This is a genomic window from Hymenobacter edaphi, from assembly GCF_003258365.1.
In the GTDB taxonomy this organism is placed as follows: domain Bacteria; phylum Bacteroidota; class Bacteroidia; order Cytophagales; family Hymenobacteraceae; genus Solirubrum; species Solirubrum edaphi.
On record NZ_QHKM01000004.1, the window covers coordinates 45,239 to 70,810 of the forward strand.

Genomic DNA, 25,572 nt, shown 5'->3' on the forward strand with positions numbered 1-25,572 from the left:
GTGATTGAACTTTATAAGCTGCTTAGGCCAGCTTTTAGGCCAGGTTACAGCATTTCGCGCAGCGCCTGCACCACCCGCCGCACGTCGGCATCGGTCATGGCGGAGCCGGAAGGCAGGCAGAGGCCGCGGGCAAAAAGGTCGGCGCTGAGGGGGCCGCCGTACATGGGCACGGCGGCGAAGAGCGGCTGCAGGTGCAGCGGCTTCCAGAGCGGGCGCGACTCGATGTTGCGCGTTTCCAGGTGCAGGCGCAGGTCTTCGGGCGTACGCTCGGTGTACGTGGGACGCAGCAGCAGGGTGGTAAGCCAGCGGTTGGCGCGCGTGTCCGCCGGCTCAGCGGGCCCGACCTGCACGGCTTCCAGCGGCTGGAGCAGCTCGCAGTACTGGGCATAAATCTCGCGGCGGCGCTTCACGCGGTCCTCGATGAGCTCCATCTGCCCGCGGCCGATGCCAGCCAGCAGGTTGCTCAGGCGGTAGTTGTAGCCCTGCACCGAGTGCTGGTAGTACGGGGCTGCGTCGCGGGCCTGGGTGGCCAGAAAGCGGGCCTGCCGGGCCCAGTCGCCGTTGTCGGTGAGCAGGGCGCCGCCGCCGCTGGTGGTGATGATTTTGTTGCCGTTGAACGACAGCACGCTCAGCGCCCCGAACGCGCCCAGGGGCCGGCCGTGGTAGCGCGCCCCGAGGGCTTCGGCCGCGTCTTCGAGCACCGGCACGCCGTATTCAGCGGCCACGGCCAGAATTTCCGTCAGCCGGGCCGGCATGCCGTAGAGATGCACCACGATGATGGCCTTGACCTGCTTGCCCAGGCGGCGCCGCTCGTCGAGGGCTTCGCGCAGACGCTCGGGGCAGAGGTTCCAGGTGCTGGCTTCCGAGTCGACGAAAACCGGCTCGGCGCCTACGTAGCGCACCGGGTTGGCGGTGGCCACGAAGGTGAACGAGGGTACGATAACCTCGTCGCCGGGCCCGACGCCGAGCAGCAGCAGGCCCAGGTGAATGGCCGCCGTGCCCGAGGACAGGGCCACGGCGTATTTGGCGCCGGTGTACTGGCACAGGTCGCGCTCGAAGCCGTCGAGGTTGGGACCCACCGGCGCCACCCAGTTGTCTTCAATGGCCTTGTGCAGGTAATTCAGCTCGTGGCGGCCGAGGTGAGGCGGGGAGAGGTAGAGTCGGTCGTGGTCGTCGCTGTGCATTATGGGTGCTTGGTGCGTAGTGCTTGGTTGTTAGTGCCTGGGGCTCAGGCCGGGCTTGCGTCAGAACGACCCAAGCACCACTTACCAGGCGCTAATGATATTTGATTACCTGGGCGGGTACGCCCACGGCGGTGCAGTCGGCGGGCAGGTCGCGCACGGCCACGGCGCCGGCGCCCACGATGCAGCGGGCGCCCACGCGCACCTGGTTGATGACGGTGGCGTTGGTGCCCAGGTAGGCTTCGGTTTCCAGGTAGGCCTCGCCGCCGACGTTGGCGTGGGGCATCAGGGAGCAGAAATCCTCCAGCACCGCGTCGTGGCCGATGGTGCAGCCCAGGTTCAGCAGCACGTGGCGGCCCAGGCGGATGTCGCAGGTGAAGATGCAGCCCTGCGTGACGATGCAGCCCGCGCCGAGCTGCACGAACTGGTAGGGCCGCAGCAGCACCGAGGGATGGACCAAAGTGGCGAAATGCAGCTGCGCACCGCTGAGGCGGGCCACCACGGCGGCGCGTTGCCGGCTGTTGCCGATGGCTACGGCCACGAACACCGGCTCGGGGTGGGCGTTCAGCGCGTCGATGGTGCCCAGCCAAGACAGCTCGTGCACCCGGTCGTGGGGCGGGCGCTGGTCGTCGTAGAAGCCGAGCACGTTCCAGCGCAGCTCCACTTCGTTGAGCTGGCGCACCAGCATCAGCACCTCGCGGCCCAGCCCGCCGGCCCCCACGATAACCAGGGGCCGCACGCCGGGGAACTCAGCGTCGTCGTACTCGGAGAAGAAAAGTTGGGTCATGGAGACTACTCGGAAGAAGACGACGGCGGCGGGCTGCCGCGGAAGGCCTCGGTGGTGGCCTGGCCGGGGGCGCTGATGCCGCGGGCGCCGAGCACGCGGGCCGCCGTCAAGGCGAGAATACGTAAATCCAGCGCAAACGACGCGTGCGCCACGTACCACAGGTCGTAGTCGAACTTCTGCTCCCAGCTGATGGCGTTGCGCCCGTTTACCTGCGCCCAGCCCGTAATGCCGGGCCGCAGCGCGTGGCGCCGGGCCTGCGCGGGCGAGTACAGCGGCAGGTACTCGACCAGCAGGGGCCGGGGCCCGACCAGGCTCAGGTCGCCGCGCAGCACGTTCCAGAGCTGGGGCAGCTCGTCGAGGGAGGTGGCGCGCAGCCCGCGGCCGAGGCGGGTGAGGCGCTGGGCATCGGGCAGCAGCTGGCCGGCGGCGTCGCGGGCCTCGGTCATGGTCTGCAGCTTGTAGAGCGTGAAAATGCGGCCGTGCAGGCCCGGCCGCGGCTGCCGAAACAGCACCCCGCGCTGCCCCGGCTGCAGCCACAGCAACAGCGCCGCCCCGGCCAGCACGGGTAGCGCCAGCAGCAGCAGCGGCAGCGCCAGCAGCACGTCGAAGGCGCGCTTGCCCCGGCGCAGGTACCAGGTGCGGGGCGGGGCAGACGGGGCAGGGGAGAAGGGCATGGCAGGCCGACACAGGGCGCCGCAAGTTAGGCCGCGCGGTCCACAGCCGCGAGCTTGCGGCTCACAAGCGCGAGGCTGCGGTCGGAAGGCGCAACCCTGCGGTACCGGGCCGGAAAGTTGCGCTTCTGAACCGCGAGGTTGCGGCTGTTGGCCGCGAAGTTGCCGTTCCAGGGCGCAAGGCTGCGGTTAGAAGCCGCAACCCCGCATTGGTAGACTGCGAGGTTGCGGCTCGAAACCGGGAAGTTGCGCTTCGAAGCCGCGAGGGTGCGGTGCGGAGCCACGCGGCGGCCCGGAACCGCGCGGCGGCGGCGGCGTACCGCACGCGGGTGGTCCGCCGCTGCGGACTGGCGCGGTGGCCGCGCAGTGCCGTTCTTTGCGCCCATGCTCGTCTTCCCCAACGCCAAGCTCAACCTCGGACTGCACATCACGGAGCGCCGCCCCGACGGCTTCCACACCCTCGAAACCGTGATGCTGCCGCTGCCCTGGTGCGACGCGCTGGAAGTGCTGCCGGCCGCCGAAACCACGCTCACGCTCACCGGCCGCCCCATCCCCGGCGACCCGGCCACCAACCTCTGCCGCCGGGCCTACGAGCTGCTGCAAGCCGATTTTCCCGAGGTGCCGCCCGTGCACCTGCACCTGCACAAGGTGGTGCCCATCGGCGCGGGCCTGGGCGGGGGCTCGGCCGATGCCGCCTTCGCCCTGCGGGCCCTCAACACCGTGCTGCAGCTGCAGCTGACCGACGAGCAGCTGGAAGCCTACGCCCGCCGCCTGGGCTCCGACTGCGCCTTTTTCATCCGCAACGAGCCCGCCCTGGCCCGGGGCCGCGGCGACGAGCTGCAGCCGCTGCCCCTGCCGCAGCTGCGCGGGGCGGCCTGCAAGGTCATCTACCCCAACCTGCACATCAGCACCGCCGAGGCTTATGCCGGCGTGACGCCCAAGGCTCCCGCCCACGAGCTGCGCGCGGCTCTGGCCGGCCCGGTGGAAAGCTGGCGCGAGACGGTGGTCAACGACTTCGAAGCCTCGCTGGCGCCGAAGTATCCGCTGCTGGGCGAGCTGAAGGCGCAGCTGTACGCGGCTGGAGCGGCCTACGCCAGCCTCTCGGGCTCGGGCTCAGCGGTGTTCGGGCTGTGGCCGGGGCTGGCGCAGCCGCCGACTATGGCGCTGCCGGCGGAGTACCTGGTGTGGGACGGGCAGCTGTAAAGGCCGCCGGGCTTCCCGGCGGCTAATCGGCGGCGCAGCCGGATGACCTGCGCAAAAAAGGCATTATCCGACACCACCCAGCCCTTCACGCCTCCGGGTGACAGCCCCCGGGGTTTATTCTTTTCTTATGCCTTTCCGTTTTCCGCTGCTTGTGCTGCTATTCGTTGCCTCGTCTGCCGCCCTGGCCCAAACCGAGGCCGACTACGCCCGCTACCCCACTTACACCGGCTCTGATTTGGGCCTGACCTACGCCGGCAAGCAAGCCAAGCTGCGCGTGTGGGCGCCCACGGCCGAGCAGCTCACCCTGCGCCTCTACGAGGCGGGCACCGGCGGCCTGCCCCGGGCCACGCACGCCATGCAGAAAGCCGAGGGCGGCACCTGGACCTACACCCTGCCGGCGGGCGCCACCGGCTTCTACACCGTGCAGGCCACCATAGCCGGGCAGGCGCGGGCCGAAGTGGCCGACCCGTACGTGCACGCCGTGGGCCTGAACGGGCAGCGCGGCGCCCTGCTCGATGCCGCGGCCGCCACGCCCGCCGGGTGGGCGCAGGACCAGCGCCCGGCCCTGGCCCAGCCCACCGACGTGGTTATCGGGGAAGTGCACGTGCGCGACCTGTCGATGAGCCCAACGGCGGGCGTGCGGCACAAAGGGAAGTTTCTGGGCTTCACCGAAACGGGCACGCGCGGTCCGCAGGGCGTCAAAACCGGCCTCGACCACCTCGCGGAGCTGGGCCTGACCCACGTACACCTGCTGCCGACCAACGACTTCGCCTCGCTCGACGAGAGCCAGCCCGGCCCGCGCTACAACTGGGGCTACGACCCGCTGCACTACACCGTGCCCGAGGGCAGCTACGCCACCGAGGCCGCCGCGCCGGCGGCCCGCATCGTGGAGCTAAAGCAGCTGGTGCAGGCCCTGCACCGCCAGCGGCTGCGCGTGGTGCTCGACGTGGTCTACAACCACACCGCCGACGCCCGCCGCTCCAGCTTCGAGCAGCTGGTGCCCGGCTACTACTACCGCCACACCGCCGACGGCCGCCTCTCCGACGCCGCCGCCTGCGGCAACGAAGTGGCCTCGGAGCGGCCCATGGTGCGCAAGCTCATTGTGGAATCGGTGGCGTACTGGGCGCGGCACTACCACGTCGACGGCTTCCGCTTCGACCTGATGGGCATCCTCGACCTGGAAACCATGCGCCAAGTGCGCGCGGCCCTCGACCAGCAGGACCCGAGCATCTTCGTCTACGGCGAGGGGTGGACGGCCGGGGCTAGTCCGCTGCCCGAAGCCCAGCGCGCCGTGAAGGCCAACGTGGCCCAGGTGCCCGGCGTGGCCGCGTTCGGCGACGAGCTGCGCGACGGGGTGAAGGGCCACTACGCCCGCCAGACCGAGCCGGGCTTTGCCAGCGGCCGGCCGGGGCTGGAGGAAAGCGTGAAATTTGGCATCGTGGGCGCCACCCGCCACCCCCAGCTCGACTACGCCCGGGTCAACTACAGCCACGCGCCTTGGGCCGCCGCGCCCAGCCAGAGCATCAACTACGTGGCCTGCCACGACGACATGGTGCTCTGGGACAAGCTGCGCGCCGCCAACCCCGGCGCCAGCGAGGAGGAGCTAATGCGCATGGACGCGCTCAGCAACGCCATTGTCTTCACTTCGCAGGGCGTGCCCTTCCTGCCCGTTGGCGACGAGTTTTTGCGCACCAAGGGCGGCGCGCACAACTCCTACAACCTGCCCGATTCCATCAATCAAATCGACTGGGCGCGCAAAGCCCGTTACGCGCCGGTCTTCGCCTTCTACCGGGGCCTGATAGCCCTGCGCCGGGCGCACCCGGCCTTCCGGCTGCCCACGCAGGCGCTGGTGGCCCGCCACCTGGAGTTTCTGCCCGATGTGCCCGCCGGCACCATTGCCTACCGCCTGCGCGGCCACGCCGGCGGCGACAAGTGGGACAACATCGTGGTGGTGTTCAACGGCAACCGCGCCCCCGCCCGCGTGCCCGTCCCCGCCGGCCGCTACACCGTGGTCTTGCGCGGCCTCGACGTCAACGAGCAGGGCCTGGAGAAGCTGGATCAGGCGCAGCAGCCGCTAACGGTGCCGGCCAGCTCGGCGCTGATTCTGGTGCAGTAAAGGCAGTTACTGCTACGAAAAACCGCCGCGCCGGGCTTCCAAACGGGAGCCGGCGCGGCGGTTTTGGGTTTCGACGTAGGCTTACCGTTCCACCAGGCTCACGGCCTCATCCGCCGTGGGCTTGCGGCGGCGCAGCTGCCACTGGTTCAGCAGCGGGTGAATGAGTACGCTGAGCAGGATAATGAAGGTACCTGCGTAGAAGCCCAACGACAGGCGCTCCTGCCCGAAGCCGGGCACCGCCAGCCAGTACATCAGCACGGCCAGCACGATGCCGTAGACGGGCTCCAGGTTGATGGTCAGGTTCACGGCAAAGGCCGAAAGGCGCTTCATCAGCTCCACCGAGGCCGAGAAGGCGTACACCGTGCACACGCCGGCCAGCAGCAGCAGCCACAGCCAGTCGGCGGGGGTGGGGTCGAGGCTGGGCAGCGGGCCGCCGAAGGCCGGGCGGGCAATCAGAAACACCATGATGCTCAGGCAGGCCCCGGCCATTTCGTAGAGCGTGAGGCGCAGCGGCGGGTGGTCCTTGATGAGCCGGGCATTGAGCACGCTGAAGAGGGCGCTCAGCCCCGCCGACAGAATGGCCACGCCTAGGCCCAGCAGCTGGTCGAACTCGGCCTGCGACACCAGGTACAGCCCCACCATGGCCAGCAGCCCGAGCAGGATTTCGTAGGGTTGAAACCGCTTGCGCAGCAGCAGGGGCTCGAGCAAGGAGGTCCACAGCGCCAGCGTGGCCATGCCCGCCAAACACACGCTCACCGACGAGAGCCGCGCCGCCAGGAAGAAGGTAATCCAGTGCGCGGCCACCAGCGCGCCCACCCCCAGCAGCCGCAGGGCCTGCCCCGTGGGCACGCGCCAGGGCAGCCCGCGCAGCACCAGCAGCCCGATCAGCCCCACCGAGGCAATGAGCGTGCGGTAAAACACCAGCTCCACCGGCGGCAGCGAAATCAGCTTGCCCAGAATGGCCGTGAAGCCCCACAAAAACACAATGAAGTGGAGGCGGAGGTAGTCTTTGAGCATGTGGTGAGATGGTGAGGTGGTGAACTGGTGAGTTTGATGGTTGGGAGGCCGGAACAGCGCATTTCGCGCATTCAGAACGACACTCACCAGTTCACCACCTCACTATCTCACCACTTAGCGCGGAACGAAGCGGTACAAAATCAGCCCGATGGTGCTGAAGACAATATTGGGCACCCAGGCGGCCAGCATGGGGTTCATATCGCCCACCAGGGCCAGGTTGCGGCTCAGGATGACGAAGCCGATGTAGATAAACGCCAGCACGAAGCCCAGCGCAATCTGCCCGCCCACGCCGTTGCGCGACTTGCGGGCACTCATAATCACGCCGATGACGGTGAGAATGACGATGGCGAAGGGGTAGGCGTACCGCTCGTATTTCTCCACCAGGTAGATTTCGGTGTCGTCGGCGCCGCGGTTGATTTTCTCCCGGATGAACGCGTTCAGCTCGGGGGTGGTCATCGTCTCCTGCAGCTTGAAAGTGCTGGCGAAATCCTTGGGGTAGAGGTTCAGCGTCGTGTCGCGGGCGGGGTAGGTGCGCAGCGTTTCCTTGCCGTTGCGAATGGTGCGCACCGTCTGCTGCGTCAGGCGCCACACCTTCTTGGTGGTGTCCCAGCTGATGGCCTCGGCCTGCATGCGCCGCTTGAGCAGGGTGCCCTCGATGGTTTCGATGGCGAAGCGGTAGCCCACGTTGGCCGAGTTGTCGTAGCTTTCCAGGTAGGCGTAGTTGTTCGGGCCGATGCGGATGTGCACGTTGCGCCCCTGAAAGTGGTAGGGGTTCTTCACGTACTTCCGCTCGAAGGCCACGCGCGGCTTGTTGGCCAGCGGAATCACCCAGCCGATCAGCCCGAAAATGGCCCCGCCGATGAGCACGCCGCCCATTACGTAGGGCAGCAGAAACCGCCGAAAGCTCACCCCGCTGGCCAGAATGGCCACAATTTCGGTGCGCGCCGCCAGCCGGGCCGTCACCAGCACCGTGGCAATGAACACGGTAATGGGGCTGAGCAGGTTGGCGTAGTAGGGGAAGAGGTTCAGGTAGTACTCCGAAATAATCTTCCACGCGCCCAGGTCGTGCTTGATGAAGTCGTCGTTTTTCTCCGTGAAGTCAATCACGCAGATAACCATCACCAGCACCACCACCGTGAAAAAGAAGGTGGTGAGCAGCTTGCCGAGGACGTATTTATCGAGGAGGCGGAGCATTCGTTTTTCGTTATTCGTTTCTCGTTTTTCGGCTCAGTTGATAACTGGCCAGTTTCGTTGGCAGTTGTTGGGGAAACGAAAAACGAAGAACCAACAACGAAAAACGAACCTACAAACGTACCATCAGCTGCTTCACCATGCGCTCCTTCCACTCGCGGAAGGTACCGGCCAGGATTTGCTCCCGGGCCGAGCGCACCAGCCAAAGGTAGAAGGTGAGGTTGTGCACCGAGGCCGCCATGCCCGCCAAATACTCGCTGGCGTGGAACAGGTGCCGCACGTACGACTTGGAGTAGAACGTGCTCACGTAGCCGCCGAGTTCGGCGTCGATGGGCGAAAAGTCCTGCTCCCACTTCTTGTTCTTGATGTTGATGATGCCCTGCGTGGTGAAGAGCATGCCGTTGCGAGCGTTGCGGGTGGGCAGCACGCAGTCGAACATGTCCACGCCCAGGGCAATGTTTTCCAGGATGTTGGCCGGCGTGCCCACGCCCATCAGGTAGCGCGGCTTGTCGCGGGGCAGGATGTCGCAGCAGATTTCGGTCATCTCGTACATCAGCTCGGCCGGCTCGCCCACGCTCAGCCCCCCGATGGCGTTGCCGGCCCGGCCCTGCTCGGCAATAAACTCCGCCGATTTCACCCGCAGGTCCTTGAAGGTGCTGCCCTGCACGATGGGAAACAGCTGCTGCTCGTAGCCGTAGAGCGGCTCCGTCTCGTCGATGCGCTGGATGCAGCGCTTCAGCCAGCGGTGCGTCATGTCCAGGGACTTGCGGGCGTACTCGTACTCGCAGGGCCAGGGCGTGCACTCGTCGAAGGCCATAACGATGTCGGCCCCGATGACGCGCTGAATGTCCATCACGCCCTCGGGCGTGAAGAGGTGCTGCGAGCCGTCGATGTGGGAGCGGAACTTGACGCCCTCCTCCTTGATCTTGCGCGTGTTGCTCAAAGAGTACACCTGATAGCCGCCCGAGTCAGTAAGGATGGGCCGGTCCCAGCCGTTGAACTTGTGCAGGCCGCCGGCTTTCTGCAAGGTGTCGAGGCCGGGGCGCAGGTACAGGTGGTAGGTGTTGCCGAGGATGATCTGGGCCTGCACGTCATCCTTTACCTCGCGCTGGTGCACGGCCTTCACCGAGCCCGCCGTGCCCACGGGCATAAAAATGGGCGTCTGAATCGTGCCGTGGTCGGTAGTGAGCACGCCCGCGCGGGCTTTGCTCTGCGGGTCGTGGGCGAGAAGGTCGAATTTCATGCGAAGCGGGGCCAAACAAGCCGCAAAGGTAGCCCGCGGATGGCAGTGATGCGTCGCTCATTGCGCGGATCGTGGACGGGCGACGGTTCACCGGCCGTCCTTGCGGGCAACGCAAAGCAATCGGTCCCGGACAAGGTGCCGCCGACCCAGACCGCCCCGCCCGAAGCCTCGCGTCTGTCGTTTCACGCGGAGCGGTTTTCGGGTGGTGCCAGTTGGGCCGTTTACCCTCCGGCCCGGACCGATTGCCGCGCTTCGCTCGCCACGATGGGCGGTGGACCGTCACCCGTCCGCCTAATATCAACGGCATCAGCGACGCATCACTGCCATCCGCGGGCTACCTTTGCGGGCCGAATTCAGCTGTACCCGCCTTGCCCTTTCACCTTTCGCCCGTTTCCTGGCTGCTCGTGCTCAGCGTACTGGTGCAGCTAGTGTACGCCGCGTATTACTTCTGGCCCTTCGCCCTGCGCCGCCCGGCCGAAACCGCCGAGCCGGCCCCCGCCCACGAGCAGGCGCACCCGGTGTCCATCGTCGTGGCCGCCCGCAACGCCCTGGAGCAGCTGCGCTACCTCATGCCCGAGCTGCTGCAGCAGGACTACGCCCAGTTTGAAGTCGTGCTCATCGACGACCGCTCCGACGACGACACCGGCCTCTACACCCAGCAGCTCACCCAGTACTACCCCAACGTGCGCCTGGTCACCATAGCCAGCACGCCCGAGGGCATTGCGCCCAAGAAATACGCCCTCACGCTCGGCATCAAAGTCGCCCGCTACCCCTACCTGCTCTTCACCGACGCCGACTGCCAGCCCGCCTCCAACCAGTGGCTGCGTCACATGGCCCGCGGCTTCGACGGCGGCGCCGATATCGTGCTCGGCTACGGCCCCTACGCCGAAGCCGAGGGCCTGCTGAATAAGCTGGTGCGCTTCGAGACGCTGCTCTCCGGCCTGCAATACCTTAGCTTCGCCGAGCGCGGGCAGCCCTACATGGGCGTGGGCCGCAACCTGGCCTACACCAAGGCCACGTTTATGGCCACCAAGGGCTTCGCCTCGCACATCCGCCGCCTGAGCGGCGACGACGACCTGCTGGTGCAGGACGCGGTGCAGCTGGGCCGCCGCACCAGCGTCGTTACCGCGGCCGAGGCCCAGACCATCAGCCACGCCCCGGGCACCTGGGGCCAGTGGTGGCGGCAGAAGCGCCGGCATATGTCGGCCGGCCCGCGCTACCGGTTTTCCGACCGGGTTCGGATTGGAACCTTTATCTTAGCTAACGGCTTGTTTTATATTGGAACTCTGGCGGCATTTGTAGTGCCTGAACCTGAGTGGGTAGCACTGGCGGCCGTATGGGGCGTCCGAACCTCGACCGTAGTTGCTACGTACGCGCAGGCCAGCCGCCGCCTCCACGACCGGCAGCCCTGGTGGCTGATTCCGGTGCTGGACGCGGGGTATTTTTTTGCCTACTCTCTCCTGACAGCCTCGTTAGTGCTCTACCGCAACCCCTCCCGATGGAAGTAAATAATCAGGACCTCCAGAAGCAGTTCTCGGCCAAGGCCAAGCACGACTTCAAGCTCATTCGCTCCGCCGTCGAAAAAGGCGACGAAAAGGCCTACGCTGAGCTGATGCAGATCTACAAGAAGCCCGTGTACCACGTGGTCTTGAAGATGGTGCGCAACCCCGACGACGCCGAAGACCTCACCATCGAGGCCTTCGCCAAGGCTTTCCGCAACCTGCACAAGTTCAACCCCGAGTACGCCTTCAGTACCTGGCTGTTCCGCATTGCCACCAACAACTGCATTGACTTTATTCGCAAGAATAAAATCAAGACGATGTCCATCGACTCGGCCATCAAGATTGACAACGGCGACGAAATCACCATTGATTTCCGCGACAACAACCTGAACCCGGCCGAGTCGGCCATCAAAAACCAGAAAATCGAAATCATGCAGCACGTGGTATCGCGGCTGCCCGATAAGTACCAGCGCCTCGTCACCCTGCGCTACTTCGATGAGCTGAGCTACGAGGAAATTGCCCAGGAGCTGAAAGCTCCCCTCGGCACCGTTAAAGCCCAGCTGCACCGCGCCCGGGAGCTGCTCTATGACATGGTGAAAAACAAAAAGGAAATCATCTAGTAACTGGCTGAATGGCCAAACCGCTAAATGGCTGATTGCCGACGCCCCGCCCACCCCGGCGGGGCGTCGTTGTTTGTAGCGCGAAGTTTCACTTCCCGTATCGTTGTTGACGTCCGGGCGGCGTCGTTCAACAATACGCGAAGTGAAACTTCGCGCTACAGTACCTTTGCCCGCACGATGGAAATCCTCTTCCGCTACTTCCCCGACCTCACGCCGCGGCAGCGCGAGCAGTTTGAGCAGCTCGACCACGAATTCCGCGGCTGGAATGAGCGCGTCAACCTCATTGCCCGCACCGACGTGGATAACCTGGCCGAGCGCCACTTCCTGCACTCCGCCGCCATTGCCAAGGTGGTGCAGTTCCCCAGTGGCAGCTCGGTGCTCGACGTGGGCACTGGCGGCGGCCTGCCCGGCCTGCCACTGGCCATCCTGTTCCCGGAGGTCGAGTTTCACCTTATCGACAGCATCGGTAAGAAAATCAAGGCCGTGCAGGACATGGCCCACGCCCTGAAGCTGCACAACGTGACGGCCGAACAGATCCGGGCCGAGCAGGTGCGACAGAAATTCGACTTCGTGGTGAGCCGCGCCGTGACGCGCCTGGCCAACTTTCACCCCTGGATTACCCAGCGCTACACCGCCACCGCCACGGCCAGCCCCACCCACGGCCTGTACTACCTCAAGGGCGGCGACCTGAGCGAGGAAATTGCCGAATCCGGCCTCGTCGCCACCGTCACCGACCTCAGCGACTTTTTCCGCGAGGAATTCTTCGAGACGAAAAAAGTCGTCTTCGTGCCCGCCAACAACGCCCTGGCCCGCGGCAAGCGCACGGGCAACGTGTAAAACGCGCCGTTAGCGCCGTCCGCTTCGCGTATTCCGGCCGGTTGTCGTTGACGGATAGACCACGGGGCCGTTCTGGATACGCGAAGCGGAGCTTCGCGCTACGACGCTAACGACGCGGCCTCAGGCCGGTACCTCGGCCGTCAGAAACTCCACCGCCCGCCGCTCCGAGTAGTACTGCCCGTCGGAGGGCAGGCCTTCGGCAAAGCCCACGTGGCCGCCTTCCTCGGGCGTTTCCAGAAACACGTAGGAGCTGCTTTCGGCCGCGGCGCGCGGAAAGCAGGCCGGCGGCAGAAACGGGTCGTTCTGGGCGTTGACGATGAGCGTTGGCACGCCGATACCGGCCAGGTAACGGCCGGAGCTGCTGCGCTCGTAGTATTCGTCGGCCGACTTGAAGCCGTGCAGCGGGGCCGTGTACCGGTCGTCGAACTGCGGAAAGTCGCTAAGCTCCTCCAGGCCCTCCACGCTCAGCTGCCCGGGCAGCAACTCCGCTTTCCGCCGGATTTTCTCGCGCAGCGTCTTCAGAAAGCGGTTCAGGTAGATGCGGTTTTCCAGCCGCGAAATGTGCATGGAACCGGCTTTCAGGTCCGTGGGCACCGAAAACACGGCGGCGCGCTCTACCTCCGCAGGTACGCGCTGGGCATCTTCGCCGAGGTATTTCAGGGTCATGTTGCCGCCGGCCGAGAAGCCCGTCAGAAAGATGCGGCGGTAACGGCCGGTGCGCAGGGCCTCCTGCACCACGAAGTGCAGGTCGTCGGTGTCGCCGAGGTGGTAGGCGCGCAGCAGGCGGTTGGGCTCGCCGCTGCAGCTGCGGTAGTTCCAGGCCAGCGCGTCGATGCCGGCCTGGTTGAGCGCCCGGGCCATGCCGCGCACGTAAGGCCGGCCGGCGTCGCCTTCGAGGCCGTGCGAGATGATGCCCAGCGTATCGGTCAGGTGCTCGGTGCGGGCCCAGTCGAGGTCGAGAAAGTCGCCATCGGTGGTTTCCACGCGCTGGCGCTGGTACTGCACCTCGGGCACCTCGCGCAGCAGGCTGGGCACGATGGTTTGCAGGTGGCCGTTGAAGAGGTAGAAGGGCGGCCGGTAGCGGGAGTCGGTGACGAGCGGCATAGCGGCGAAAGGGTTAAGCGGAAGCGGAACGAAGCTTAGGGAAGATACGCACTATTTTCGGCATGCATACTACTTGCCGGCGGGTACGCACTCACGGCTAAAACCCGCCCGGGCCCGGCAAAGTTGCCGGGCCGGGCGGCATTGCGAGGCAAAAGGGCAGGGCCCGCCCCCTTAGCTGCTAACAAGCCCGGCCGGAACGGCGTATGTACCAGCTGACCAACGCCATTGCACCCATGAAAAGGGCCTCCCTCGGACTCCTGACCGCCAGCCTGCTGCTGAGCGCCGCCTGCACCAGCACCAATCCCGAAACCGAACAGGCCTCCGCGGCCCGGGCCGAAGCGGCCGTCAGCCGCCCGCCCGGCAGCTCCGAGGTGCTCGGCGCCTACGACCCGGGCACGCCCGAAACCATGAACCCGACCACCGCCGACGCGCTGCGCGGCTTCTCCGACGCCGAGTTTCTGCTCACCGTGGCCAGCAGCAACGAGATGGAAGTGCAGCTCGGCACGCTGGCCGCCCAGCAGGGCAGCACCGACGCCGTGAAGCAATTCGGGCAAATGATGGTGGATCAGCACACGGCCGCCGGGCAGGAGCTGAGCGCCGTCAACGCCCAGCTCGACGTGAAGCCCTCGGTGGCCATCATGCCCATGCACCAGCAGCTCATCGACCGGCTCAAGGACAAAGCGGGCCGCGCCTTCGACGAGCGGTACTTGGACGTGATGGAAACGGCGCACAAGCTGGACATTGTCATGTTCGAGGCCAAGGAGAAGAAGGCCGAAAACGCGGCGGTGCAGGCCTTCGCCGCCAAAATGCTGCCCACGCTGCGCACCCACCTCGCCGAGGCCAACGCCCTGGAAAAGCAGGTGGATTAGGGCGGCCGACGCCGGCAAGGCAATTCTTCGTCAACGGGTTTGCTATTTTCGGAGTGAGTCACTACCTTTGCCAACCCAATTGACTAGGAACCTCGACAGAACCTCTGTTTTCCCGCTTTTCAAAACATGGCAAATCATAAGTCGGCTCTGAAGCGCATCCGCTCGAACGAAGCCAAGCGCGTGTTGAACCGTTACCAGCACAAATCGACCCGCACGGCCGTTAAGAAGCTGCGCGCCACTACCGACGCTTCGGAAGCCCAGGAGCTGCTGAAGAAAGTATCTTCGATGCTTGACCGTCTGGCCAAGAAGAACATCATCCACAAGAACAAGGCTGCCAACAACAAGTCCAGCCTGACCAAGTACGTAAACTCGCTGGCCGCCTAAGCAGCCGAGAGTTTAGTCGAGTTCTTGATGAAGGCCCCGCGCTACCGGCGCGGGGCCTTCGTGCGTTTTGGCGCGACCATAGGATGCGCTTATTATCAACTGATGAAATGCGTTCCAAGCCACGCAGATTGCGCAGATTCGCCAAGCAAAAAGCCCGCGCTGCAACGGCAGCGCGGGCTTTTTGCTTGGCAAGTCGAGCGGCTTAGGCCACGCTCAGCTTGATCATGTTGGTCTTGCCCTTCTCGCCGATGGGCATGGAGGCGGTGTTAATGAACACGTCGCCCTTGTCCAGGTTGCCGGTAGTGGAGAGGATGTACTTGATGTCCGACACCGAGCTGTCGGTGCTCACCATCCGGTCGTAGTAGAAGCCGCGCACGCCCCAGATCAGGCTTAGTGTGGTGAGCAGGTTGCGGTTGTCGGTGAAGATGAAGATGTTGGCCTTGGGGCGGTACTTGGCAATCTGGAAGGCCGTGTAGCCGCGGTGCGTCATGCCGGTAATGGCCTTGGCGCCGGTGTTCTTGGCCATGTGGCAGGCCGCCGACAGCACGCTGTCGACCATGAAGGTGGGCGACTCCGGCGTGATGGCGTGCCAGCGGTGGTAGAGCGACTCGCGGCGCGACTCCACGCTCTGAATCGTGCCCACCATCGAGCGAATCACTTCGGCGGGGTAGGCGCCCACGGCGGTTTCGGCCGAGAGCATCACCGCGTCGGCTCCGTCGATGACGGCGTTGGCCACGTCGCTGGTTTCGGCGCGCGTCGGGCGCGGGGCCGTAATCATGCTCTCCATCATCTGCGTGGCCACAATCACCGGCTTGCCGGCCTTGTTGCACTTCTCGATGATCATCTTCTGGGCCATCGGCACCTCTTCCATCTTCACTTCCACGCCCAGGTCGCCGCGGGCCACCATGATGGCGTCGGTGAGGGCAATGATGTCGTCGAGGTTTTTCAGCCCTTCCGGCGTCTCGATTTTGGCCACCACCTTGGCGTGCTTGCCGCTTTCGGCAATGATCTGCTTGATGAAGCGAATGTCCTCGCCGCGGCGGGCAAACGACAGCGCAATCCAGTCTACGTCGTTTTCGAGGCCGAACCGCAGGTCTTCGATGTCCTTTTCGGTCATCGACGGGGCCGACACATCGGAGTCGGGCAGGTTGATGCCCTTGCGCGGCTTCACCAGCCCGCCGTAAATCACCTCGCAGAGCACTTCCTTCTCGCGGTCGGTGCTGATGACGCGCAGCTCGATCTTGCCGTCGTCGATCAGAATCATGTCGCCGGCTTTCACGTCGCGCGCCAGGCCCAGGTAAATGGTGCTGATGCGGCCGGGCCGGCTGATTTCTTTTTCGCCGCACACCAGCGTAATCTGCTCCCCGGCCTTGATTTCAAACGAGCCGCCTTCCACCTCGCCGAGGCGGATTTTGGGGCCCTGCAAGTCCTGCAGCAGGCCCACGTGGGTGCGCATGTCCTTGTTGAGGCGGCGCACCAGGTTAATCACGTTCAGGTGTTCTTCGTGGGCGCCGTGGGAGAAATTGAGGCGAAACACATCCACGCCTTCGCGGATGAGCATACCCAGCTTTTCGTACGTGTTGGAAGCCGGCCCGACGGTGGCGACAATTTTGGTTTTGTTGAAGGAGGGACGATTTTCCATGTATTCAATGGGGAATTGTGCTGCAGAGCGGGAAGCAACAAAATTAGTTGCGGAGTTTTTTTATGTGGTTGGGCGAGGCGCAGCCGAAGGACCTTATTACGCGGAACGGGCAGTTCCAGCCGTCAATGCGGAGCAGGCGGGGTTTCGGCGGTACATGCGCTTCCCGGCTCAAGCCGGCTCCGTGGGGGAGAAGCCGGCTTGAGCTGATACTGAAGCAGGTACGCGAGAGACTCCGGCTGCGCGCGAAATGACGGTGGGAAGCGTCGTTCGAGCGTGATAAGGTCCTTCGGCTACGCCGCGGCCGAAGCCACGGAGGGTTTGCGGCCCTAAAAGAGCAAGTTTTCTTTGAACTTAAGCGTATTTGGGTCGAAGCGGCAGGCGTACTGCACCTCGGGCAGGGCCGTAAGCTGCTCCAAGAGTTGGTCGGCGTCGAGCGCGCCGGTGCCGTTTTGCACCTGAATCAGGTAGTCATACTCCTTAATATCGGGCGCCAGAAACGGTTTTTTCAGGGGCGACGGGTCCACCGAGCGGTTGCGCAGCAGGCGCAGCGTGGCCGTTTCGGTGGCGTGCAGGTAATTACTGATGACGAGGCGGCCGCGGGTGAGCAAGTCGTAAATCAAGTCCTGCTGCTTCACCAAACGCAGGCGCAGGGCCCGATTCAGCGTCCAGGCCAGCTTATGGTCCCGGCTCGACGACACTACGCCGAACAGGTCGAAGTCACAATCGTAGTCGCAATCGAGGGTCAGGGTTTTCATAGCGCAGCACAGAATCAGGTCCAACGGGCGTAAAACTACGCACTTGCGGGGGCAAGACCAGCGCCCGCGCCGGGGCAAATGCAACCGTCCGGTTTGATAATGTTGAGGAAGATGGTGTTATTTGTGCCCGAGTTTTCTTTAAACCCCACGGAAATGTCTGAAATCGCAGAAAAAGTAAAAAGCATCATCGTTGACAAGCTGGGCGTAGAGCCGTCGGAAGTGACCCCGGAGGCCAGCTTCACCAACGACCTCGGCGCTGACTCGCTGGACACGGTTGAGCTGATTATGGAGTTCGAAAAAGAGTTCAACGTGAGCATCCCCGACGACCAGGCTGAGAACATCGGCACCGTGGGCCAAGCCATTGCTTACCTCGAAGAGCACGCCAAATAAGGCATCTTTACTTAGCTAAAGCAGAACCGCTTTGCCGGCCGGCTCGTGCCGGCCGTTTTCTTTTTCCCCGTTTTTACCCCTTCGCACCTCTTTTATGGCGCTACGGAGAGTTGTTGTTACTGGTCTCGGAGCCATCACCCCGCTCGGCAAAACGGTTGCCGAATACTGGGACGGTTTGTCACGCGGCGTGAGTGGGGCCGCCCCCATCACCCGTTTCGACGCCAGCAAGTTCAAAACCCGCTTTGCCTGCGAAGTGAAGGGCTACAATCCCGACGACTACTTCGAACGCAAGGAAGGCCGCAAGATGGACCTGTTCACGCAGTTCGCCGTCATTGCCAGCGACCAGGCCATTGCCGACGCCGGCCTGCTGGAAGGCGTCGACAAGGACCGCGTGGGCGTTATCTGGGGCTCGGGCATCGGCGGGCTGCGCACCTTTCAGGAGGAGTGCATTGCCTTCGGGCGGGGCGACGGCACGCCGCGCTTCAACCCGTTCTTCATTCCGAAGATGATTGCCGACTCCTCGTCGGGCAACATCAGCATCAAGCACGGCTTCCGCGGGCCGAACTTCGTCACGACCTCGGCCTGCGCCTCGTCGTCCGACTCCATCATCGCCGCCTTCAACTACATCCGCCTGAACATGGCCGATGTGATTGTGACCGGCGGCTCGGAGGCGGCCATTACGGAAGCGGGCGTGGGGGGCTTCAACGCCATCAAGGCCATGAGCGAGCGGAACGACGCGCCCGAGCTGGCTTCGCGGCCCTACGACAAGGAGCGGGACGGCTTTGTGCTGGGGGAGGGCGCCGGCGCGCTGATCCTGGAAGAGTACGAGCACGCCAAGGCCCGCGGCGCCAAGATTTACGCCGAGCTGCTCGGCGGCGGTTTGTCGTCCGACGCCTACCACATCACTGCGCCCGACCCCGACGGCAACGGCGTGGTGCTGGTAATGCAGAACGCGCTGCGCGACGCGGGCATCACGGCGGCCGACGTGGACTACATCAACACCCACGGCACCAGCACCCCGCTGGGCGACGGGGCCGAGGTGAAGGCCATCCAGAAAGTGTTCGGCGACGAGGCCTACCGCCTCAACATCAGCTCGACCAAGAGCATGACCGGTCACCTGCTGGGCGGCGCGGGCGGCATCGAGGCACTGGCCAGCATCCTGGCCATTCAGCACGGCGTGGTGCCCCCGACCATCAACCACTTCACCGACGACCCGGAGCTGGACGCCCGGCTGAACTTCACGTTCAACCAGGCCCAGAAGCGCGAGGTGAACGTGGCCCTGAGCAATACCTTCGGCTTCGGCGGGCACAACACTTCGGTGGTGTTCGGCAAGCTGCGCGACTAAAGGCTGGACACCGGGCCGGCTGATGACCTAAACCCATCATGCTGAGCCCGGTGGGCACATCCGAAAACCCCTGTCATGCTGAGCCCGTCGAAGCATCTCTGCCAGTTTGATTTGCTTCAACGCAGCGGTAGAGATGCTTCGACGGGCTCAGCATGACGTTCTTTAAGCCGCCGGTCCACACCGGGGCGGGTTCCGCCGCCCGCTTTACTCAGTACCAACCCTTTCGCTTATGCCAACCCGTAGCGGACGTACGCTTCCGCTGTTCGGAATTTTTCGCCGGCTGCTCGGCCACGACCGGCAGTTCCGGCAGGCTATTGCCTCCGTGACGGGCAAGACGCCCGATAACGTGCGCCTGTACCGACTGGCCTTCACGCACGCCTCCCTGGTGCGGCAGCAGGGCCAGACGCGCCACCTGTCGAACGAGCGGCTGGAGTTCTTAGGCGACGCCGTGCTCGGCGCGGTGGTGGCTGAGTACCTGTTCCTGAAGTACCCCTACGAGCCGGAGGGCTTCCTGACGGAAATCCGCTCGCGCATCGTGAACCGGGAAAGCATGAACCAACTGGCCCTGAAGCTGGGGCTCGACGCGCTGGTGCAGCTCGACCCCGGCCAGAGCCGCTCGGCCCGCTCGCGCTCCGTCAACGGCAACGCGCTGGAGGCGCTGGTGGGCGCGGTGTACCTCGACCACGGCTACGAGCAGGCCCGGCAGTTCGTGCTCAAGCGCCTGATTCGGCCCTACGTGGACGTGAAGGCGCTGACTTCGACCACGGCCAACTTCAAGAGCAAGCTCATCGAGTGGGCGCAGCGCCACGGCAAGGCCGTGCGCTACGAGCTGAACGGGGAGCAGCGCACCGGCGGCGTGATGGAGTTTTCGGCCACGGTGATGATTGACGAGGAAGCCGTGGCCACGGGCATGGGCCTGTCGAAGAAGCAGGCCGAGCAGCAGGCGGCCGAGCGGGCGTTGGTGGCGCTGGGGGTGTAGGCGGCGCCTGCCGGCGGCACGCCGGCGAATAGGGGAGACGGTAGCGGGGCACAACCCGAATCCGCCGTTTCGAGTTACTTGCAGGACGATTTACCAACCACCCTGCCCCCTGCTTATGCGACTTGCCGGCGCCGCCCTGAACCAGACTCCGATTGATTGGGAAAACAACCTGCGCACCATCCGCGAGGCCATTCAGCAGGCCAAAGACGCCCAGGTGGAGCTGCTGTGCCTGCCCGAGCTGTGCCTGACGGGCTACGGCTGCGAGGATCTGTTCTTGCACGACTGGCTGAGCGAAACCGCCCTGGAACACCTGCAGACGGTGCGCCAGTGCTGCACCGACCCCAACATGGCGGTGTGCGTGGGCCTGCCCGTGCGCCTGCAGGGCCGCACCTACAACACGGCCTGCGTTATCCGCAACCGGCAGATTCTGGGCTTCGCGGCCAAGCAGTGGCTGGCCAACGACGGAGTGCACTACGAGCCGCGCTTTTTCACCTCCTGGCGCGCCGGCACCATCGAAACCTTCGACTTCGCGGGCGAAACCTACACCATCGGCGACCTGACCTTTGAGCACCAGGGCGTCACCTTCGGCTTTGAAATCTGCGAGGATGCTTGGCGCCCGGCCCAGGACCGGCCCGCCGGCCGCCTCAAGCAGCGCGGCGTGCAGCTTATCGTAAACCCCTCGGCCTCGCACTTCGCCATGAGCAAGACCGACGTGCGCTACCAGCTGGTGCTCAAGGCCTCCCGCGACTACCAGGTGACGTATCTGTACGCCAACCTGCTCGGCAACGAGGCCGGCCGCATCACCTACGACGGCGAAATCCTCATTGCCCGCAACGGGGAGCTGCTCAAACGCAACCAGCTGCTGAGCTACAAGGACGTGGACCTGGAATTTGCCGACGTGGATTTCCAGCAGGAGCCGCCCGTCACCCAGGATATTGCCCCGCTGCCCACGCCCGACGAGTACCGCGAGCTGAACCAGGCCCTGAGCCTGGCCCTGTTCGACTACCTGCGCAAGGCCCGCAGCAAGGGCTTCGTGCTCAGCCTGAGCGGCGGGGCCGACTCCTGCATGTGCGCCGTGGGCGTGGCCGAGCTGGTGCGCCTGGGCGTGGCTGAGCTGGGCGTGGAGGGCTTCATGCGCAAGGCCGGGGCCTACACCGAGGATGAAATCCGCTTTGCGGTGGAGTACCGGCAGCTACCCGGTGGCCCGGTGCAGGAACCAGCCAGGGAAACCGACGCCGGCCGCGTGCAGGGCGCCTCGCACCCCGGCGCCCAGACCACCGGCAACGAGCAGCGCACCCTCAACCAGCAGCTTACCCGCCGCCTGCTCACCTGCGCCTACCAGGGCACCGTCAACTCCTCCGACGACACCTACCTCTCGGCCCAGGAGCTGGCCGATGATACCGGCGCGGTGTTCTTTAGCTGGGACATTGACCAGGAGGTGAAGGGCTACACCGGCAAGATCGAGCACGCACTGGGCCGGCCGCTGAGCTGGCAGACCGACGACCTGACGCTGCAGAACATTCAGGCCCGGGTGCGCGCCCCCAGTATCTGGATGCTGGCCAACGTGCTCAACTGCCTGCTCATCACCACCTCCAACCGGAGCGAAGCCGCCGTGGGCTACTGCACCATGGACGGCGACACGGCCGGCAGCATCTCGCCCATTGCCGGCGTCGACAAAGCTTTCGTGAAGCAGTGGTTGGTATGGGCCGAGACGGAGCTGAACTACCCCGGCCTGCACCGCGTCAACAACCTGCAGCCTACGGCCGAGCTGCGGCCCCTGGAAGACAAGCAGACCGACGAGCGGGACCTGATGCCCTACCCGCTGCTCAACCGCATCGAGCGGCTGGCCTTTTACGAGCGGCTGAGCCCCCGGCAGGTGCTGGCCCGGCTGGAAGGCGAGCTGGAAGACGCCGACGCGGAGCAGCTGAAAGTGTACGTGCGGCGCTTCTACTCGCTCTGGAGCCGCAACCAGTGGAAGCGCGAGCGGTACGCGCCCTCCTTCCACCTCGACGACTACAACCTGGACCCGCGCTCCTGGCTGCGCTTCCCCATCCTGAGCGGGGGCTTCGCGGCCGAGCTGAACGCGCTGTAAGCGGACACGCTCCATTTAGGGGCCGTAGACCGTGAGCAGACAAGGCTTTATGAGCCTTGCCAGGCCGTTCTGCTCATCCAGCGTCCGCTTGCCGAACCGCAGGAAGGCGTAGCCAAGCATCCCTGCTGCTTTAGTCGCCCGAAACCGGTTGGCAGAGTGGCTTCGACCAGCTTCGCAGGACGTTCGTGTTGTTGGCGGTCCACTCCGCCTAGCGGCGCCGGTTCGGTCGTTTTGTAAATAATTGTGCTGTCAGCCAATGGTTTGTAAAATGACCGAGCCGGCGGCGCAAGTTTTGGGCACGGATGGAGCCTAAGCCATGGCAAGCCCGGTAAGTGCGCCGAAGCCTGCCGACTGCGTGCCTGCTCCGCTTTCCTCTCAGCTCCCGATTCCCTTGGTGTGTTCACTGCCCTTATCCGCTGTTCCGGAGCCGCAGGCCGCCCGCCCCGCGGTGGCGGCTGCCGAGGCCGAGCTGCTGGCGCAGCTGCAGCAGGGCAGCGAGGCGGCGTTTCGCACCTTGGTGGAACGCTACCAGAACCGCGTGTACCGCACGGTGCTGGCCTTGCTGCGGTCGGCGGAAGAAGCGGAGGACGTGGCGCAGGAGGTGTTCGTGGAGGTGTACCAAACCATCGGGCGCTTCCGGGGCGACGCGGCCTTGAGCACCTGGCTGTACCGGCTGGCCACCTCGCGGGCCCTGAAGCACCGCCGGCGGGCCCGGGCCAAAAAACGCTTTGCCTACTTCACCAGCCTGCTGGGCTTCGACAACCACGTGCTGCACGAGCTGCCCGACCACGCGCACCCGCAGGCCCGGCTGGAAGGGAAGCAGCAGCTGCAGTTGCTGCTCGACCACATTGCCCGCCTGCCCGACCAGCAGCAGGTGGCCTTTACGCTGCGCCACGAGCAGGAACTCAGCTACGAGGAAATAGCCGCCGTCCTGCAGACCACCGTTCCGGCCGTGGAATCCTTGCTGTTCCGCGCCCGCCAGACGCTCCGCAAACACCTTCAACCCTCGTTCCGCCATGTCTAATTCGTCTCTTCGCCCCGGCGCCGATGAGGAATGGGAAGACCTGCTGCGGCAGTGGCGCGCCCAACCGTCCGCCCAGCCCCGCCCGTTCTTCTACGGCCGGGTGCGGGCCCGGCTCGACGACGCGGCTGCCCAGCCTTGGTTGCCGGCCTGGCTGCGCCGGCCCGCTTATGCCGTCATGCTGGGCTTGCTAGGCATGGCGCTCAGCGGCGACAGTGCCGCCCTCCCTTCGGCAGCCGGTGCTGCGCCGCAAAATGAAGCCCCTGGCAGCCCGCTGCCGTCGGCGGTGCCCCAGGGCTGAACCACCTATGCCGCTCACGTCTGCCGGGCTGATTCCGCCCGAGAACGAGCCCGCCACCCCTGGGCATTCGGCAAGCCGAATGTCTGAGTACCTTTGATTCCTCTCCTAGCGCCCTCGCTTCTATGCTCGCTTACATCACCTGGGACGTTTCGCCCATCCTGGCCCAACTCGGCCCGCTGACGCTGCGCTGGTACGGCCTGCTGTTCGCGGCCGGCTTCATCATCGGCTCGTTTATTCTCACCCACATCTACAAGTCGGAGAAAGTGTCGCCGCGCTGGGTAGATGTGATTACCGTGTACATGCTCATCGGCACGGTGCTGGGCGCCCGCCTGGGCCACGTGCTCTTCTACGACCCCGATTATTACCTGACGTCGGAGCACTTCATCGACATCTTCAAGATCTGGGAGGGCGGGCTGGCCAGTCACGGCGCCACGCTGGGCATTTTGCTGGCCACCTGGCTGTTTGCGCGCAACAATAAGTTCGACTACCTCTGGGTCTTGGACCGCATCGTTATCGTGGTGGCCACCGGGGGTATGTGCATCCGCCTGGGCAACCTGATGAACTCGGAAATTATCGGCAAGCAGACCGACGTGCCGTGGGCGTTCAAATTCGTGCGCTACAACGAGATTCACCACGAAATGACCAACGTGCCCAACGAGCTGCACCACCCCACGCAGATCTACGAGGCGCTGTTTTGCGTGTTCCTCTTCGTGCTCCTCTATAGCCTCTGGAACCGCTGGAAGGCCAATACGCCCCGCGGCTACCTGTTCGGCCTGTTCGTCACGCTGCTCTTCTCCTTCCGCTTCCTGGTCGAGTTCCTGAAGGAAAACCAGGAGGGCTTCGAAAGCACCTGGGCGCTGGCCCCGCTGAACATGGGCCAGGTGCTCAGCATTCCGCTGGTGTTCGTGGGCATCTGGGTGCTGCTGACCGCCGGCCGCCGCCCGGGCCGCCCCGAGGACGCCCCCCGCGACCTGGGCCTGGAAGCCACGCCCAAGCAGCCGCTGCCGGTGCAGATGAAACGCTAATTATTAGGCCACAAAAAAGCCCGCTGGATTGCTCCAGCGGGCTTTTTTTATGGACCATTACAGAACGTCATGCAGAGCGCAGCGAAGCATCTCGCGTGCTGACGCCAGATAGTAAAGTCATCGTTCAACGAGAAAATTACTATCCGGCGAGATGCTTCGGCTGCGCCTCTGCATGACGTTCTTTTTGCGTTGACTACTCGGCCGAAGGCCGACGGTTCACGGCGTTCAGGTCTTCGAAGGCCTGCTTCAGGCGCGTCACGAAGGTCTTTTCGCCTTCGCGCAGCCACACGCGCGGGTCGTAGTACTTCTTGTTGGGCGAGTCTTCGCCGGTAGGGTTGCCGATCTGGCCCTGCAGGAAGCCTTCGTTCTTCTTGTAGAAGTTCTTGATGCCGTCCCAGAACGCCCACTGCAGGTCGGTGTCGATGTTCATTTTGATGGCGCCGTAGCTGATGGCCTCGCGGATTTCCTCCTGCGACGAGCCCGAGCCGCCGTGGAACACGAAGTTGATCGGGCGCTCGGCCTCCAGGTTGTACTTCTCGCGCACGTACTCCTGCGAGTTTTTCAGGATGACGGGCTGCAGCTTCACGTTGCCGGGCTTGTACACGCCGTGCACGTTGCCGAACGCGGCCGCGATGGTGAAGCGCGGGCTGATTTTCAGCAGCTCCTCGTAGGCGTAGGCCACTTCCGAGGGCTGGGTGTAGAGGCGGGCCGAGTCAACGTCGGAGTTGTCCACGCCGTCTTCCTCGCCGCCGGTCACGCCCAGCTCGATTTCCAGCGTCATGCCGATTTTGTCCATGCGCGCCAGGTACTCCTTGCAGATGTCGATGTTCTCCTCGATGGGCTCCTCGGAGAGGTCAATCATGTGCGAGCTGTAGAGCGGGCGGCCGTACTGGGCGAAGTGCTTCTCGCCGGCTTCGAGCAGGCCGTCGATCCAGGGCAGGAGCTTTTTGGCGGCGTGGTCGGTGTGCAGGATGACGGGCACGCCGTACAGCTCAGCCATCAGGTGCACGTGCTGGGCGCCCGAAATGGCGCCGGCAATGCTGGCCTGCTGCTTGTCGTTTGGCACGCCTTTGCCGGCGAAGAACTGGGCCCCACCGTTCGAGAACTGAATGATGACGGGCGAGTTCAGGTCGCGGGCGGCTTCGAGCACGCCGTTCACCGTGTCGGTGCCGGTGACGTTGACGGCGGGCAGGGCGAAGCCTTGCTCCTTGGCGTAGTCAAACAGTTGTTGTACCTCGTCGCCGAAGAGGACGCCGGCGCGCAAAGTGGAAACGGCAGTGCTGCTCATATTGAAAAG

At 64.7% G+C, this 25,572-nt stretch carries 24 protein-coding genes; 14 read left to right on the forward strand and 10 right to left on the reverse strand.

The window, feature by feature from the left end; all coding sequences use genetic code 11:
* Positions 1–44: 44 nt before the first annotated feature.
* The 3 genes from DLM85_RS13375 to DLM85_RS13385 all read right to left on the reverse strand — a co-directional run bounded on the left by DLM85_RS13375 (position 45) and on the right by DLM85_RS13385 (position 2,642).
* The gene (locus DLM85_RS13375; protein ID WP_111478621.1) at positions 45–1,184 is read right to left on the reverse strand and encodes an aminotransferase class I/II-fold pyridoxal phosphate-dependent enzyme; all 1,140 of its coding nucleotides are present in this window, start codon (positions 1,182–1,184) and stop codon (positions 45–47) included.
* A 91-nt stretch (positions 1,185–1,275) separates the two neighbouring features.
* Positions 1,276–1,968, reverse strand: coding sequence for an acetyltransferase (locus tag DLM85_RS13380; RefSeq protein ID WP_111478622.1), 693 nt, complete (start codon positions 1,966–1,968; stop codon positions 1,276–1,278).
* Positions 1,969–1,973: 5 nt separating this feature from the next.
* Positions 1,974–2,642, reverse strand: coding sequence for a sugar transferase (locus DLM85_RS13385; RefSeq protein WP_111478623.1), 669 nt, complete (start codon positions 2,640–2,642; stop codon positions 1,974–1,976).
* A 381-nt stretch (positions 2,643–3,023) separates the two neighbouring features.
* On the opposite strand from DLM85_RS13385, the gene ispE reads away from it, so the two are divergent.
* Both ispE and pulA read left to right on the forward strand, forming a co-directional pair.
* Entirely contained in the window at positions 3,024–3,842 is an 819-nt protein-coding gene (ispE, locus tag DLM85_RS13390) for a 4-(cytidine 5'-diphospho)-2-C-methyl-D-erythritol kinase (protein WP_111478624.1), read from the forward strand.
* Between the two features lie 151 nt (positions 3,843–3,993).
* Complete coding sequence (pulA, locus tag DLM85_RS13395) at positions 3,994–5,958, forward strand: type I pullulanase (protein ID WP_207891027.1); 1,965 nt, start codon at positions 3,994–3,996, stop codon at positions 5,956–5,958.
* A gap of 81 nt (positions 5,959–6,039) precedes the next feature.
* Here pulA and DLM85_RS13400 read toward each other — a convergent pair whose 3' ends face one another.
* The 3 genes from DLM85_RS13400 to tgt all read right to left on the reverse strand — a co-directional run bounded on the left by DLM85_RS13400 (position 6,040) and on the right by tgt (position 9,409).
* Positions 6,040–6,975, reverse strand: coding sequence for a DMT family transporter (locus DLM85_RS13400; RefSeq protein WP_111478626.1), 936 nt, complete (start codon positions 6,973–6,975; stop codon positions 6,040–6,042).
* Positions 6,976–7,089: 114 nt separating this feature from the next.
* Entirely contained in the window at positions 7,090–8,169 is a 1,080-nt protein-coding gene (locus DLM85_RS13405) for an LptF/LptG family permease (RefSeq protein ID WP_111478627.1), read from the reverse strand.
* A gap of 109 nt (positions 8,170–8,278) precedes the next feature.
* Positions 8,279–9,409, reverse strand: a complete 1,131-nt coding sequence (gene tgt, locus DLM85_RS13410) for a tRNA guanosine(34) transglycosylase Tgt (RefSeq protein WP_111478628.1) — start codon at positions 9,407–9,409, stop codon at positions 8,279–8,281.
* Between the two features lie 368 nt (positions 9,410–9,777).
* Here tgt and DLM85_RS13415 point away from each other — a divergent pair, with 368 nt between their 5' ends.
* From DLM85_RS13415 to rsmG, 3 genes are all read left to right on the forward strand, one after another.
* Entirely contained in the window at positions 9,778–10,917 is a 1,140-nt protein-coding gene (locus DLM85_RS13415) for a glycosyltransferase (RefSeq protein WP_165822136.1), read from the forward strand.
* A complete protein-coding gene (locus DLM85_RS13420) occupies positions 10,908–11,531 on the forward strand; it encodes an RNA polymerase sigma factor (RefSeq protein ID WP_078013685.1) in 624 nt (207 codons plus the stop codon). Before DLM85_RS13415 ends, DLM85_RS13420 begins: the two co-directional genes overlap by 10 nt.
* A 177-nt stretch (positions 11,532–11,708) precedes the next feature.
* Complete coding sequence (rsmG, locus tag DLM85_RS13425; protein WP_111478630.1) at positions 11,709–12,368, forward strand: 16S rRNA (guanine(527)-N(7))-methyltransferase RsmG; 660 nt, start codon at positions 11,709–11,711, stop codon at positions 12,366–12,368.
* Positions 12,369–12,488: 120 nt separating this feature from the next.
* On the opposite strand, the gene DLM85_RS13430 is transcribed toward rsmG, so the two are convergent.
* Positions 12,489–13,472 (reverse strand): YheT family hydrolase, encoded by a 984-nt coding sequence (locus DLM85_RS13430; protein ID WP_111478631.1) that lies wholly within the window; start codon positions 13,470–13,472, stop codon positions 12,489–12,491.
* Between the two features lie 233 nt (positions 13,473–13,705).
* On the opposite strand from DLM85_RS13430, the gene DLM85_RS26220 reads away from it, so the two are divergent.
* Together DLM85_RS26220 and rpsT are read left to right on the forward strand one after the other, a co-directional pair.
* Positions 13,706–14,341 carry a DUF4142 domain-containing protein gene (locus DLM85_RS26220; RefSeq protein WP_133257049.1) on the forward strand — a complete coding sequence of 212 codons (636 nt, stop codon included), beginning with the start codon at positions 13,706–13,708 and terminating at the stop codon, positions 14,339–14,341.
* A 126-nt stretch (positions 14,342–14,467) separates the two neighbouring features.
* Positions 14,468–14,725 (forward strand): 30S ribosomal protein S20, encoded by a 258-nt coding sequence (gene rpsT, locus DLM85_RS13440; RefSeq protein ID WP_111478633.1) that lies wholly within the window; start codon positions 14,468–14,470, stop codon positions 14,723–14,725.
* A 202-nt stretch (positions 14,726–14,927) separates the two neighbouring features.
* Here the strand turns inward: rpsT and pyk are convergent, their stop codons facing one another.
* Both pyk and DLM85_RS13455 read right to left on the reverse strand, forming a co-directional pair.
* Positions 14,928–16,367 carry a pyruvate kinase gene (gene pyk / locus DLM85_RS13445; RefSeq protein WP_111478634.1) on the reverse strand — a complete coding sequence of 480 codons (1,440 nt, stop codon included), beginning with the start codon at positions 16,365–16,367 and terminating at the stop codon, positions 14,928–14,930.
* A gap of 326 nt (positions 16,368–16,693) precedes the next feature.
* Positions 16,694–17,122 carry an IPExxxVDY family protein gene (locus DLM85_RS13455; RefSeq protein ID WP_111478636.1) on the reverse strand — a complete coding sequence of 143 codons (429 nt, stop codon included), beginning with the start codon at positions 17,120–17,122 and terminating at the stop codon, positions 16,694–16,696.
* A gap of 153 nt (positions 17,123–17,275) precedes the next feature.
* Here DLM85_RS13455 and DLM85_RS13460 point away from each other — a divergent pair, with 153 nt between their 5' ends.
* The 7 genes from DLM85_RS13460 to lgt all read left to right on the forward strand — a co-directional run bounded on the left by DLM85_RS13460 (position 17,276) and on the right by lgt (position 24,275).
* Positions 17,276–17,512: an acyl carrier protein gene (locus tag DLM85_RS13460; RefSeq protein WP_059067513.1), complete on the forward strand. Its 237-nt coding sequence runs from the start codon at positions 17,276–17,278 to the stop codon at positions 17,510–17,512.
* Between the two features lie 94 nt (positions 17,513–17,606).
* On the forward strand, positions 17,607–18,857 hold the full coding sequence (gene fabF / locus DLM85_RS13465; RefSeq protein WP_111478637.1) for a beta-ketoacyl-ACP synthase II: 1,251 nt from the start codon (positions 17,607–17,609) through the stop codon (positions 18,855–18,857).
* Positions 18,858–19,086: 229 nt separating this feature from the next.
* Positions 19,087–19,836: a ribonuclease III gene (gene rnc / locus DLM85_RS13470; RefSeq protein WP_111478638.1), complete on the forward strand. Its 750-nt coding sequence runs from the start codon at positions 19,087–19,089 to the stop codon at positions 19,834–19,836.
* Positions 19,837–19,951: 115 nt separating this feature from the next.
* On the forward strand, positions 19,952–21,928 hold the full coding sequence (gene nadE, locus DLM85_RS13475; protein ID WP_111478639.1) for an NAD(+) synthase: 1,977 nt from the start codon (positions 19,952–19,954) through the stop codon (positions 21,926–21,928).
* A gap of 394 nt (positions 21,929–22,322) precedes the next feature.
* Positions 22,323–22,952, forward strand: coding sequence for an RNA polymerase sigma factor (locus DLM85_RS13480; RefSeq protein WP_243635983.1), 630 nt, complete (start codon positions 22,323–22,325; stop codon positions 22,950–22,952).
* Positions 22,945–23,250 carry a hypothetical protein gene (locus DLM85_RS13485; protein ID WP_111478641.1) on the forward strand — a complete coding sequence of 102 codons (306 nt, stop codon included), beginning with the start codon at positions 22,945–22,947 and terminating at the stop codon, positions 23,248–23,250. The genes DLM85_RS13480 and DLM85_RS13485 overlap by 8 nt, the downstream gene beginning before the upstream one ends.
* A 122-nt stretch (positions 23,251–23,372) precedes the next feature.
* Positions 23,373–24,275 (forward strand): prolipoprotein diacylglyceryl transferase, encoded by a 903-nt coding sequence (lgt, locus tag DLM85_RS13490; RefSeq protein ID WP_111478642.1) that lies wholly within the window; start codon positions 23,373–23,375, stop codon positions 24,273–24,275.
* 193 nt (positions 24,276–24,468) lie between these two features.
* Here lgt and fbaA read toward each other — a convergent pair whose 3' ends face one another.
* On the reverse strand, positions 24,469–25,563 hold the full coding sequence (fbaA, locus tag DLM85_RS13495) for a class II fructose-bisphosphate aldolase (protein ID WP_111478643.1): 1,095 nt from the start codon (positions 25,561–25,563) through the stop codon (positions 24,469–24,471).
* Positions 25,564–25,572: the final 9 nt, after the last annotated feature.